Source organism: Clostridium sp. CX1, from assembly GCF_025398335.1.
GTDB lineage: Bacteria > Bacillota > Clostridia > Clostridiales > Clostridiaceae > Clostridium_AM > Clostridium_AM tanneri.
Map to the genome: position 1 here is coordinate 229,532 of NZ_JAODOO010000006.1, position 12,848 is coordinate 242,379.

Consider the following 12,848-nt stretch of genomic DNA (forward strand, 5'->3'; position numbering starts at 1 on the left):
TGCATGTTTCTTTAATAGTTATCTACTTATTACCTTTCTGCAAAAAATATTTTGCAAAGTCAACAAGTTTATGTGCTTCTTCTGTGCGAAGCATATTTACATCCAAACCACCTGGACCTAGGCGAAAGCGATCCAATCCATCAGCATCCTTGAAAATCTTATATAACAGCATGCATCTTTCGCTTACAATAGGCGCTTTTGCAATCTCTGACAATCCAATGGTATCATCTTGGTCATGGTAATACATGATGTAATAAGTTTGATAATCAAAAGGCATATCATGCTCACAGCAATAATCTGCATAATATTCTGCTGCTCGTTTGCCATGTCCCTTATCCAGCCAATCATCGAGGCGCCGGGAATCATGAAAAATAGCCGCCATGCTAAGTGCATCCATTTCTTCATAACTTAGTCCAATTTGATGTGCTATGACAAGTGACAACAGCAGCACCCGGGCACAATGCTCTTTGGTGTGCTTTACACTATCCTTTAACCAAAACTGGATATTTTGCTCCATAAATTCATACCATTTTTTATAGCGCCTTTCCACTGGCTGGCATATAGGATCTTTCATAACCTGTTTTAAAAGCATTTTTTTCTCCTTTATTCTAACACTTGCATATTTTACTTATCTCATCTGTACCAATTGCTGTAACACTTCTGCAATATCACCGTCAATACCTATGGATTTAGCCGCAATTGCCTCTGGAATATAAAGATCGCCACCTTTATTAAGGGTAATGTAAGTAGCATTTTTCTCCATATTAGTTAACTTCATAAATGGTGCTTTAATCATCTGATTTCTAGCACCTACACCTAATTCCAGAAAAACTATTTTTTTGCCATGAGCTTTCTTAATAAAATCCTGATAAGCATCACAGCTAGTTTGCCAAGACTTGTCCCTTAGAAAATTCCCATCTAGTTCAATATGAACTTGCATCCTGCCGCCACACTCAGGACATTTAGGAATAAGATTTGATGAAACTTTTCCATTCTCTTGGCTTTGTGCCATTTTGATTAGTATTTCATCTCCTAAATAAGTTTTATTATGACAACCATGAGAACATTGCAGATACCTGCAATTACCTTCTATTTCGAAGAGACGCTCCTTTGGAAAACCTGCCAGTGTAAAATGATTATCTATATTGGAGGTAACAACAAAATAGTTTTTATCTTTCACCAGTTCATAAAGGTTCTTCATAACTGGACTTGCTTCCTTTTTGTATAAAAAGTATTCGAACATACGGCTGAAAAATGCCCACTTCTCTTCCTGAGAAGGAAATGGATAAAAACATCCCTGTATAATGCTGTGAAAACCGTGAATTTCACGAAAGTCTCCAAAATTCTTTAGAAAAGCTAAGTTTTCTGCAAAAATATGATAACCTTCCGAAATTGAAAGACCGTTACTTGCGCCGATAACAATGCTATCCGCTTCTTTGATTTTTTTTAAAACTTCATTATATTTCTCTTCCATCTGTAACTCCTCATTTTTATTAAATTTGTGTTGTGGAATGCTCTATACATTTTCTACATATGTGAAGCTAAATCACTCAGTACTTGTGCAATATCAGCATCCATTGTTATTGTTTTATTTATTAAATAATCAGGAGTGGTATCTTCACCTTTATTAATACGAACTAAAAAAGCATTTGGCCAGTTATAAGCCATTTGAGTAAATGGGTATTTAATTATATTTGGTGTCATAGGTCCAACACCTAGTTCTATGAATACAACTTTTTTATTAGAATTCTCAGCTAAAAATGTCCTATATTTATTAAGTCCATCTTCCCAGAATTCCCCCTCTAAAAAGACAAAGGAACGTATCCAAGGCTCCATTTCCCCGCCACACATTGGGCATCTTGGAATCAGCTCTGTAGGAACTCTCGTATCCTTAGCACTAGTAGCCATGTTTCTAACAATATCCTCAGCGGGATAAACCTTATCGTGACAGGGTTTTGCACATTGTAACCAGTGAGCATCCCCTTGAGGTAGACAAATTTTTTCTTCCGAAAAGAGCTTAGAAAACTGCATATCTTGGTTTGTGGTAATAATAAAATAATTCTTGTCTTTTATCAGCTTGTGTAAATCCATATAAGTCTGTCCAGGTGGAGTATCAAACATAAGTGTACAGTGTTTAGATAAATAAGCCCATCTTTCTTCGCTTGTTTTATATTTATAGTAAAGGGCTTCAAAGTTACCGCGAATCCCATAATTCTTTTCAAATTCACTGAAATTATCAATCCAATACTTGCTATGATTATAAAAATCATGACCATTAGCAGTAGACATACCTGATGCACCGCCAACTATAATGGCGTCTGCTTCTTTGATTTTTTGTATTATTGTGTTTATGTTATCTTGATATTGTTGTTGTATCTGTGACATATTTAATTTTCCTCCTAACGTTATTCATTAATTGGTTAGAGACATTCACTTATATAGCAGCTCATCAAAAACAAATATTAAGATACAGAGCTGTAATGCATTTTTTATTAATGCTTGAACACTGATTTACTTTGTTTCAAATGTATTATATAATCAGTATAGATTTTCAAACAAGTATGCACTTTTTCGACGCATACTATCTAGGAGGATAGTGTAAATATGAAGGAATACAAAGGAGTTGTTGCTGACAGTCAAGACACCTGTTTTGGCTATACACTTTCTATTATTAACGGAAAGTGGAAATTGCTAATTATATTTTATTTATCAAAGCACGGGACTGTGCGTTACAACGAATTGCAGCGTATGATAGGTAAAATAACCTACAAAACCCTCAGTAGCACATTAAAGGAAATGGAGAGTGATGGCTTAATTCATCGTAAGGAATATCCACAGATTCCTCCAAAGGTCGAATATAGCCTTACTGAAAAAGGACAAAGTCTTTGGCCCATTATACAGGGAATGTGTCAGTGGGGGGAGCATAATAAAGAAAAATAAAAAACATAAGCAATTCTATCCTCTTCAACAGCCTAGTCTACCAAATTTACAAAGAGGATACTTTTGCTTTTTTAGGCTTTGATATATTTCCTGCAAAATCTATTGCCTTTACTTCATAACTAAGACCTTTAAATCTATCTTTCAAGGGTACCTTATCTATATAACTCATTACAAGGTCTTCCTTTTTTCCTTTCTTTCCCTTAAATATTCTATCTACATTAGTAGTAAAAATTAATTTTTTATCCCTATACACTTCATAACCATATATCCCAATGTTATCACTGGCAGGATACCAAGAAATTAAAAATTTATTTTCTCCCATTTCTATAATTTCAACTTTCTTTGGAGCTGTTGGTTTACGGTTTTCTAACTGACCACTTTTAACATATTTTAAATAAGTCTCATGGAAACCTTTATCAATATTATTAGGACTATAATAATGACAATATGCAAAAGTTATAATGTTATCTACATATGGTTTTTCAATTTCCATCTGTTTTATAAATCGATTGAGCGGAGCACTAGACCAGTTTAAGTGATTAAAGGTTTCTGTATTAGCCCAAAATAATAACCCTGCTTTGGTGTCTACAGCCTTTCTCAATTCTGCAAACCAGTGATCTACTTCATCTATTTTTAACCCTCCGCCGCCAACGGAATCCTGTGGGCAAAATATATCCCCTTTTCCTAAGTCCGTATGCTGAAATAAGTAGGCCCAGTTTTTTGCATATTCTTCAGCACTTCCATAAACAGAATTCATGAAAGGTGATAACATAAGTGGTAATCGATGGCCTTTTTCTTTTAAATGTTTTAAATTAATATCAATTGCTTTAGCTAATACAGAAAAATCATCCTTTGTTTTAAAGTTTAGGTTATCTACCTCATATACCCAATACCACCCATAAAAAGCATTAGGATATTTGGAATAGTATTTAGTATATAATTCATCGGCTATCTCATTTCCTCTTTCCATTTGAGCATAAAGCCATTTAGGGTTTCTAGGTCCTTTCTTCCACCAATCACTATTAAAATTAATGCCTAAAAAAATCTTCATTCCTATTTTCTCTGCATTTCTGAGACACATATCAACAATATCTACACCTGGATATTCCATTTTTCCCCCAGGAATTTTGGTTGGATAAATAGTTTTGGTTAAATCACCTTCAGTAATAGAAGTGCCTATAATAACGTAATGCATATTACATTCTTTTAAATAATTAAATTCACTTTGCCATTTTGAATCATTCCACTTTTCCACCATATCATCTTGAATAAATGATCCATCTGCTATAGGATATTTTTTATTAGAATTCTTAATCTTACGTAGCTTTGATATTGTCAAGCTATTAGCCATTCTACTAAAGACATCTTTCAAAATTCTCATAATATCTTTTAATCCTTTCAAAATTGATGATAACTCACATTTTATAATAGTAATTTCATTAAAATACCTAATATGACCTAAATATGCGTGTCAGATTTTAACTACTAATATTATATTTATGTATTAACGTAAAAAACACCAAATAAAAAGAACTAAAATAAAATCCAGTAGTGAAGCTGCTTCACTACTGGATTTAGTTTATTAAAGATATTTTTAAAAATCTATCTAAACTTTATTAACTTTCTCAAAGAAATGCCTTTAATTATATCTTCTCCTGTTTCCTTTTCTTTACCCTTAATATATTCAAAAAAGTGGAACAAAAAATTTTCCCAGTGCTTTAATATTACTTTTTTTGTTTCTGGTTCCCTGTGAATTAGTTCAAAACTTAAATCAACACACTCTTTTCCTTGAGCAATTAGAGCTCTCATCTTATTTTCTAAATCCTTTAGTTCTGCCAATTGTCCTCCTCCTTCTCTTTTTATCTATAGAATAATTCATTAACCTCGAAGAATTGACAACAACACCAAAGGTGCTAAGGTTATGCAAGATTGCAGCTGACAATGGAGATATAATTTTTCCCGCACCAAGGATTAACCCAATGGCATTAATTCCAACAGCGAAAATAAAATTCTGTTTTACAACCTCCATGGTGTGATTGCTTAATTTGACTAAGGTAACAATCTTCTCAGGATTGTCATCAGCTAGAACAATATCTGCAGACTCAATAGCTACATCAGTACCGCCAGTTCCCATGGCGATGCCAATATCGGCTTTGGCTAAGGCAGGTGAGTCATTAATTCCCTCTCCTACCATGGTCACAATCTTACCCTCACCCTGGTATTTTTCCACTATATTTAATTTTTGCTCAGGTAAAGTATTAGCCCACATCTGATCAAGTCCTAGTTCTTCCTTTATCATTTCCCCAGTTTCAGCACAGTCCCCTGTTACCAGTCCAATATTGCATATTCCTTCTTCTCTTAATCCCTTAATGGCTCTATTGCTCTCGTACCTTACTTTATCTTTTACGCCAATCATTCCAATTAACTCATTCTCACGGGCTATAAAAAGTACAGTTTGACCAAGCAACTTCATTCGATCAGCTTTTACCCTGTCTTTATTAATATTTATTCCATTATTTTTCATAAAAAGTTCATTTCCGACCATAACAACACTTTTATTTACAATTCCTTTAACACCCTGACCAATAATAACTACCTGGGTGTCTGTAGGCAATATACTAGCATTGATTTCATTTGCTTTTTCTAATATAGCCTTAGCTAGCGGGTGGTTTGTATGATTTTCTACTGAAGCCGCTAATTGTAGTACTAAATCAGCGGAATAATCTTCATGCACAGCCTCAATTATTGTTACTACAGATGGGTTACCCTCCGTTAATGTTCCAGTTTTATCAAATAAAACTACATCTGTTTTTCCTACCTTCTCTAAATAGTTTCCTCCCCTGATGAGAATACCTCTTTTTGCTGCATTTCCCATGGATGCACTAATTGCCGTAGGAGTAGCTAAACCAGCTGCACATGGACATGCTACAATGAGCATAGTCATACTTCTTTTAAAGTCTCTAGTTACCAAATAATTTAGTAATGAAAGTCCTAAGGATAGAGGAACTATTTTCTCAGAATAACGATCTGCCATATTTTCAATAGGTGCTTTTACCTTGCTGGCTTCGTCAACTAATTGAACAATTCTGGCTATAGAGGTTTCCTTTCCTACTTTTTCTGCCAAAATCTTTATTGTTCCTTGTTCAACAATAGATCCAGCAAAAACCTTATCACCTTGCTTCTTAGCAACTGGAATTGCCTCACCTGTTATAATTGCCTGGCTGACAGCAGCCTCACCATCAGTTACTTCACCATCAATTGGTATTTTCTCACCTATATGAACAATAACAATATTACCCTTTTCTATAGATTCTATAGGAACAGATATTTCTGTTCCGTCTACTAGCAACCATGCCATTTCGTCCTTACCTTGCAGCATTTGCTTTATTGCCTTACGTGATTTATCTAGGGTCATAGTTTGAAACAAAGTACTTAAATTAACAAGCCACACTACAACCAACCCTGTAATACTTTCCTTTAATAGGAGTGATACTACAGTAGCTGCACTGATTAAAAAGTCGTTGTTCAGCTTTCTTCTTTTTACAAGGCTCTCTAGTCCGCTTCTGAAAATTGGATATCCTGTAGCTATTGTAGTTAAAGCAGCTAGGTTATTTATTCCAGAAGACCGTGCCATAGAAGATTTTCCGAAGAAGATTCTCTTTACCGTTAGGGCTAATAATAATCCTCCACTTAAGGTTACCTTTGATATTTGTGATTCAATAGGCAAATCCTCAGGCTCAAAAACTTTTGTTTCTTTTGTTTTTCTGTTCAAAGCTTTTTCATGCAGCTTATCAGCTCTTGAAGAAACTACTTTTGAAATCATAGTTTCTAGGGAACTTCCTATCTCCTGGTAAAGCTTATTGACAGAAATCTGTCTCGAATCAAAGAGAATTAGGGCCTTTCCAGTTTGTGGATTGGCCGTGACAACAAAAATTTTTTCATTTCTTTTCAATGTGCTTTCTATAGCTTCAGCGAAGTACCTATTGCCTTTAAGTCCTTTAATTCTCACCCGCAGTCTTCCAGGTAAAGACTTTACAACCTCCATCCTACAAAAACTCATCCTCATGATTCTCCTTTGTCTTGGATCTTGTTTAAAATAATGCTTTAAAACATTCATATTTTATTATGTTTGTTATGTACTTCAGTTATTCAAAAACTATTAGTTGCCCTTTAACATTCTTTATTATGGTTTTCGTTTTCACCAAAGCCATACCTCTCGTTGTTGCTTCCTTCCCATTTAGACTCTGCAAAAATATCCTCGATATCCTCTTTAGCATCAGCAAATATGTTTCTAAACTCATCAGAGGTATTCATTACTCCTTGAACAGCTTTAACTACAATGGGTCTTAAGGTCCTAGCAACTGATGGAGCTAATATTAATCCAACTGTAGCAATTCCAACGCCTCTAAAGAAATTGTTAACCTTCGGTCTATTAATAAAGTCTGTTATCATACGCTGATTCCACCAAGAGTTTGGCATCATTCCATAGTTATAGTAAGGGTCATAGCCTCTCATATTGGCGCACCATGCTCCTACTCTTGGTCTTCCATAAGGTCTAGGCCCTCCATAATAAGGTCTTCTTGGTTCACAACAATCATCGTAGTCATAATCATCATAATAGTTAGGACATGGATATCCGTCGCCATAATCATTGCCTGCCCTGTAGTTGCTCGGATAATTATTAGGATAATTGTTTGAGTAATTCATTGAATAATTATTTACATAACCATCTCGATAATTGTTTTGATAACCGTTTGGATAATTGTTCATGTAATTTGCTGGATAACTGTTTGGGTAATTCATTGAATAATTGTTTGCATAACCGTTTCGATAATTCATTCTATCATCACCTCTATAATAATTTCTTGGATTTTGATTGTAATTAGCCTGGTAGGTTGGATCATTGAAACCAGGCCTATTATTTGGATTGTACTGGTTGTTTTCCCTTGGCCTGTAATTTCTTGAGTTAACCTCTGGTATTCTGTTTTCTGGTTGAATATTTCTCATTTGTCCTTCGTTATAATACGTATTCGGGCCTGGATTTACAGATGTATTATTAGGAATAAATTGACTTTCTTGACGATTTACATCTTCATAACCTGCTTTGTTATCTTTGATCTCTCCATTTGAATTGTTGTTCTCAGACATTTTACTACCTCCTTTTTACTGGTATTATTCTCCTCCATCTCATGTAATATTCCTATAATTCATACTTTTTACATAAAGAAAAATATAATCGAATAACGATACACTTATCAGCTGCCCTCAATATATTAATGTTTTAAATACAAAAATAGTGTGGTGTTTTAACTGCAATTTGATAGGTATACAATCAAATTGCAGTTAAAACACCACACTAGAAACTTCAATATTATATTATAGATTCACTAAGCAGTTTTTATTATCTCTCTCTTTAAAGATATAGTATGATTTATACTTTCCGAATTAGCCACTTGTGTAATAACTTCATTTTTTAGAAATTTAATTATTTCGTGTTTCTTGTTCATTAAAATTCCCTGTGCACTTTTTGATACTTTTTTACTTATGCTGCACTTTATTTCTCCAGTAGTTAACCCTATTGTTGATAAAAAATAATCTCCTGCCTTAAATTTATTAGTGAGCTTTCCTAATCCCTTAGGCATAAAACTACTAATGTTTTTTTTCCATAGCTTATCAATAGTTTTTGAAGTTACGCAGCTAATCCCATAAGTTCTAGCCGCTTCATATATAAATAAAAAACTATCTTCAATGTTTAATAAATCCGTTACTTTGTTATTATGCAACTTGAAATCAGACTTAATTGGTAACCTCATTAGCTCTTTCTGAATCTTTTTTTCAATTCTTGAAATGAAGCATTCAAGTTCCTTTTTAGAATATAGTACTTTAACAAATCTTTCTTGAAAACACTTTGGGCTCAATTTTGAAAAATCTACTCCCTCGGCAAAGATATCTATCCGATACTCCTTACTCTGAAAAAAATATTCTGTTTCCTCCAAGATGATTTCGAAACATTCTTTAATTGCAAAGTTACGTATTGATTCTAATTCTATTTCAGTAATATACTCTAAGGAATAATTTTCTGTTACCATATTCTCCAATTCCCTTCAGAAGATTTTAAATTTTATCTTAAATAGTTTAACATTTTACTTGGAATGATAATCGTTCTCATTTATATGATAAACTATTGTCTTCTTTATGTCAACAGAAACCTATAAGCCTGTCCCTTAATTATTTTTTAGTTATATCAGCTTTTATTAACCTTATTACTTATACATGTATCGCATAAACCTTGGTATGATATTCTTATTTTTACTCAACTTTTTAATGGTAGTTTACTTATAACTAACTACATCAATCCCTTGGCTTTCGATTATGCCATATAACTCTTCCATGTATTCTTTAGATGGAGTTTTAAACTGTCTTAACGGCTTTTCCAAACCTAAAGCTTCGTATTTACTATCACCAAAGGAGTGATAAGGTAATAATTCAATTTTAGGCATATCCATACTGTCTTTTACAAATTTAGCTGCTTTTCTTATGTTTTCTTTGTCTGAGTTAACTCCATCAATTAATGGTATTCGAACTACTACAGGTACTTTTAACTCATTAAGTCTGGCTATATTTTTCAATATATTTTCATTACTAACTCCTGTATAAAACCTATGCTTACTGTCATCCATATGTTTTATATCTACAAATATTAAATTCATCTTTTCCAAGATGTCCTTAATCTCTTCGAAGTTAAAGTAACCAGAAGTTTCAATAGCTAAATCTATGGCTGAATCATAAAGTTTATATACAAGTTCTCTAAGCATTTCTACCTGCATAGTTGCCTCTCCTCCAGAAAAGGTAACCCCGCCACCTGAATACCTATAAAATATTTTTTGTTTTTCAATGATTTTCATTATTTCTTCACTACTATAATGATAAATTAAATTCTTCCTACTGTTTGTCGGACATGCTTTTATGCAAATTCCACAAGCTTTACATTTTTTCTGTTCACATTGAGTATTTAAATTTATACCCACTCCCTGAGGGCATAATTGTGCACACCTTCCACAGTTTATACATGTTTTTTCATAATGGGCAACCTTCATAAGGTTTGTATGACTTTCTGGATTAGAACACCACCTACATCTAAGAGGACAGCCAGCTAAAAAAATTATTGTTCTAATTCCATTTCCGTCATTTATGGAAAAATTTTGTGGTTCCATAAAATATCCAGTTACTTTGTTCATATAAATCCTCCTGTTTTAAAATCCTATATTTAGAAAAGGCACAGTTAAATTAAACAGTGCCTTTCTTTAATTCTAATAGTTTTCGTGAGCTGTTCTCGCAATTATTGCATCCTGCATCGACCTTGATAAGTTAACGAATTGAGTGCTGTATCCTGCAACTCTAACTAATAAATCCTTATAATCTTCAGGTTTTTCCTGTGCTTTACGTAACGTTTCTGTGGATATTGTATTAAACTGAACATGGAATGCACCTAGTGCAAAGAAGGATTGAATCATAGAACCTAAGTTGCTCTGACCTCTTTTTGTATTTACTAAATCTTCATTTAATCTTAAATTTAATAATGTTCCACCAGAATGCACATCTTGGTTAAGCTTTGCTGCTGAACGCATAGCTGCAAGTGGTGTAGAAGTATCAGTACCGGCAAAAGGTGACACCCCTTCTGATAAAGGCTCCTTAGCTTTTCTGCCACAAGGGGTAGCTCCAACAACTTTTCCTGTTGGAAGGTAGTTAGAAATCCCCATAAAAGCAGTGTTAAAGTTGTTACCGTTTATATCCTTATACTTATGTCCTTCCTTGTAATAATGATTTGCCATTTTAATAGCAATATCATCTACATAGTCAATGTCATTTCCATACTTTGGTGCAGATTCAGCTAGTTTTCTTAATTCCTCGTATCCTTCCCAATTTGCATCAAGAGCCTTCACCAAGGTTTCCATTGTTGTAACCTTATCTTCAAAAATAAGCTTCTTAATTACAGCTAATGAGTTTGATGTAACGGCAAGACCAATTCCAGTAAGCACCGGTCCTAAATTATATTTAGCACCAGTATCAACTAAGTCTTTGCCTTTTACCATACACTCTTCTATGCAGGATGATAAAAATGGTCTTGGAACCATCTCCTTATGGAGCTTTTGTGCTACTAAGGTAGCTGTAATTGAATGTTTAATTAAGTTATTAAACTGTTTATAGAAGGCTTCCTCAACTTCTTCATAAGATGTAAAACTAGCTGGGTCTTTTTCATCTAAACCTATTTTTTCACCAGTAATCCTGCTTTTGCCTCCATTTAATGCAAATTCTAAGGCTGCAGTAAAGTTAATATTTACCGCTGAAGTCCATTCTCCAGTTTTACGAAAATGAGGTACTACACAGCCGCAATTGTTCCAATCTCTAGCATCCTCTGGTTCATAGCCTGCATTTATAAGCATTTGATAACCTGCGTTATCACTATGAATTGCCGGAAATCCAGTACCTTTACTTACTAGGTGAGTAATTTCCTCTAAAAAGCTGCTTGGACAATCTTGGCTAACTCTAACGCTTAATCCTGGCTGATGAGTTTTTACTCTCTCTGTAGCTTTCAAGCACATATATGAAAGATCATTTGTGCCATCCCTTCCTTCTCTTGTTTTCCCACCAAGGGTAAGGTTTTGAAACTGATTGTATCCTGCAAAGAACTCAGCAGTATTTGCTGATATTGTCCAAACCCATTCAGATAATTTAATCCAAAGTGCCTCAATAAGTTCTTGAATTTGATCCTTTGTGGTTATTTCTTTGTCCATATCAGCTTTATAATATGGATACATAAACTGGTCAAATCTTCCTACATTAAGTGCCAAAGGATTCTCAGATATTATTCCTCCAATTTGAGTAAACCAAAGGAATTGGATAGCTTCATGAAAGGTTGTAGGAGGATTTTCTGGTACCTTACTGCATATTTCAGCTATTTTTAAAAGTTCATCTTTTCTCACAGCATTATTTTCTGTTGCAGCCATTTCTCTAGCTTTTTCAGAATATCTATTTGCAAGAGTAATAATTCCTTCTGAGGTGATTATAATAGAATTATAAAAATCTTTCTTTTTCATATCTTCTGCAGAAGTAATCGAAAGCTTTGATATATGCTCCTTTGCTTCTTTGATAATTCCACCAAAGCCTTTTTTAAATAATACATCTTGGTAATCTGGTGTTATTTCACCAACAGCCTGTCTCCATTTGGAATCGTTGTCAACTATGCCAGTATCAACGGCAATTTTTGCAGTATCCTTAGGCAATTGTGCTAAAAAGGCTTCTTCTAAAGATTTTCCTTTCCAATAGGGGAATATGTTTTTTCTCACAAAATCTCTTTGTTCATCTGTCATAACATATGGGTCTTGAACTCTTTTATCGAAGTTATCCATTTCTCTATCTACCCATGTCCATGAAAACTCAGGGGTTAAAATACCACATTTTCTGAACTCGCCAATAACCCCAACAATCAGTTCCCCTTCAAATATAGTGACATCTATCTGCTCACAGGTATCTCTAAATGCCTTAGCTCTTCTTATTGGAACTGCTTCCCCCTCTGTTTTCTTGTGTGACTCTGTCCAAATTCTTGCTCTTTCATAGGAAATTGCTGGCTTTGCATTGATATAATTTTGTCTTGCAGATTCAGTTCTTTCTATAACCATAATTTTCTCCTTTCTTTTTATATTATATTATATTTTGTGCGTTATAACATATAAAGTTGTTAAAATTTTTTAGAGTGCATAATTGTAGAAAGCTAAAGTATAACTTAACCTATTCTTAATATAAATTTCCTTTAAGTTCTATTTACCTATATTCACTCTAAAGTAAAACTCTAATATTTTATTTTATTATAACATAAATTATATGTTATAACATCCTGAATTTTAAAA

General features: G+C 33.7%; 11 protein-coding genes. 1 reads left to right on the forward strand and 10 read right to left on the reverse strand.

What is annotated here, in order from left to right; all coding sequences use genetic code 11:
• Nucleotides 1-22: 22 nt before the first annotated feature.
• From N4T77_RS09090 to N4T77_RS09100, 3 genes are read right to left on the reverse strand one after another with little or no spacing between them, the layout of a single operon-like run.
• A complete protein-coding gene (locus N4T77_RS09090; RefSeq protein ID WP_261671453.1) occupies nt 23-574 on the reverse strand; it encodes an HD domain-containing protein in 552 nt (183 codons plus the stop codon).
• A 54-nt stretch (nt 575-628) separates the two neighbouring features.
• Nucleotides 629-1,474 (reverse strand): Sir2 family NAD-dependent protein deacetylase, encoded by an 846-nt coding sequence (locus N4T77_RS09095; protein WP_261671454.1) that lies wholly within the window; start codon nt 1,472-1,474, stop codon nt 629-631.
• Nucleotides 1,475-1,527: 53 nt separating this feature from the next.
• Nucleotides 1,528-2,385 (reverse strand): hypothetical protein, encoded by an 858-nt coding sequence (locus tag N4T77_RS09100; protein WP_261671455.1) that lies wholly within the window; start codon nt 2,383-2,385, stop codon nt 1,528-1,530.
• 219 nt (nt 2,386-2,604) lie between these two features.
• Between N4T77_RS09100 and N4T77_RS09105 the strand changes: the two genes are divergently transcribed.
• Nucleotides 2,605-2,940, forward strand: coding sequence for a helix-turn-helix domain-containing protein (locus tag N4T77_RS09105; RefSeq protein ID WP_261671456.1), 336 nt, complete (start codon nt 2,605-2,607; stop codon nt 2,938-2,940).
• Nucleotides 2,941-2,986: 46 nt separating this feature from the next.
• On the opposite strand, the gene N4T77_RS09110 is transcribed toward N4T77_RS09105, so the two are convergent.
• The 7 genes from N4T77_RS09110 to N4T77_RS09140 all read right to left on the reverse strand — a co-directional run bounded on the left by N4T77_RS09110 (nt 2,987) and on the right by N4T77_RS09140 (nt 12,620).
• Complete coding sequence (locus N4T77_RS09110) at nt 2,987-4,321, reverse strand: DUF4434 domain-containing protein (RefSeq protein ID WP_261671457.1); 1,335 nt, start codon at nt 4,319-4,321, stop codon at nt 2,987-2,989.
• 221 nt (nt 4,322-4,542) lie between these two features.
• Nucleotides 4,543-4,779 (reverse strand): hypothetical protein, encoded by a 237-nt coding sequence (locus tag N4T77_RS09115; RefSeq protein ID WP_261671458.1) that lies wholly within the window; start codon nt 4,777-4,779, stop codon nt 4,543-4,545.
• Nucleotides 4,751-7,000, reverse strand: coding sequence for a cation-translocating P-type ATPase (locus N4T77_RS09120; RefSeq protein ID WP_261671459.1), 2,250 nt, complete (start codon nt 6,998-7,000; stop codon nt 4,751-4,753). The genes N4T77_RS09115 and N4T77_RS09120 overlap by 29 nt, the downstream gene beginning before the upstream one ends.
• A gap of 110 nt (nt 7,001-7,110) precedes the next feature.
• Complete coding sequence (locus tag N4T77_RS09125; protein ID WP_261671460.1) at nt 7,111-8,088, reverse strand: hypothetical protein; 978 nt, start codon at nt 8,086-8,088, stop codon at nt 7,111-7,113.
• Nucleotides 8,089-8,327: 239 nt separating this feature from the next.
• On the reverse strand, nt 8,328-9,029 hold the full coding sequence (locus N4T77_RS09130; RefSeq protein WP_261671461.1) for a hypothetical protein: 702 nt from the start codon (nt 9,027-9,029) through the stop codon (nt 8,328-8,330).
• 243 nt (nt 9,030-9,272) lie between these two features.
• Entirely contained in the window at nt 9,273-10,178 is a 906-nt protein-coding gene (locus N4T77_RS09135; RefSeq protein WP_261671462.1) for a glycyl-radical enzyme activating protein, read from the reverse strand.
• A gap of 72 nt (nt 10,179-10,250) precedes the next feature.
• The gene (locus N4T77_RS09140) at nt 10,251-12,620 is read right to left on the reverse strand and encodes a formate C-acetyltransferase/glycerol dehydratase family glycyl radical enzyme (protein ID WP_261671463.1); all 2,370 of its coding nucleotides are present in this window, start codon (nt 12,618-12,620) and stop codon (nt 10,251-10,253) included.
• Nucleotides 12,621-12,848: the final 228 nt, after the last annotated feature.

Excerpts from the sequence above, each read along its gene's own strand:
- N4T77_RS09100 (WP_261671455.1), bottom strand. The coding sequence starts at position 2,385 with ATGTCACAGATACAACAACAATATCAAGATAACATAAACACAATAATA.
- N4T77_RS09095 (WP_261671454.1), bottom strand. The coding sequence starts at position 1,474 with ATGGAAGAGAAATATAATGAAGTTTTAAAAAAAATCAAAGAAGCGGAT.
- N4T77_RS09090 (WP_261671453.1), bottom strand. The coding sequence starts at position 574 with ATGAAAGATCCTATATGCCAGCCAGTGGAAAGGCGCTATAAAAAATGG.
- N4T77_RS09130 (WP_261671461.1), bottom strand. The coding sequence starts at position 9,029 with ATGGTAACAGAAAATTATTCCTTAGAGTATATTACTGAAATAGAATTA.
- N4T77_RS09120 (WP_261671459.1), bottom strand. The coding sequence starts at position 7,000 with ATGAGTTTTTGTAGGATGGAGGTTGTAAAGTCTTTACCTGGAAGACTG.
- N4T77_RS09110 (WP_261671457.1), bottom strand. The coding sequence starts at position 4,321 with ATGAGAATTTTGAAAGATGTCTTTAGTAGAATGGCTAATAGCTTGACA.
- N4T77_RS09105 (WP_261671456.1), top strand. The coding sequence starts at position 2,605 with ATGAAGGAATACAAAGGAGTTGTTGCTGACAGTCAAGACACCTGTTTT.
- N4T77_RS09125 (WP_261671460.1), bottom strand. The coding sequence starts at position 8,088 with ATGTCTGAGAACAACAATTCAAATGGAGAGATCAAAGATAACAAAGCA.
- N4T77_RS09135 (WP_261671462.1), bottom strand. The coding sequence starts at position 10,178 with ATGAACAAAGTAACTGGATATTTTATGGAACCACAAAATTTTTCCATA.
- N4T77_RS09140 (WP_261671463.1), bottom strand. The coding sequence starts at position 12,620 with ATGGTTATAGAAAGAACTGAATCTGCAAGACAAAATTATATCAATGCA.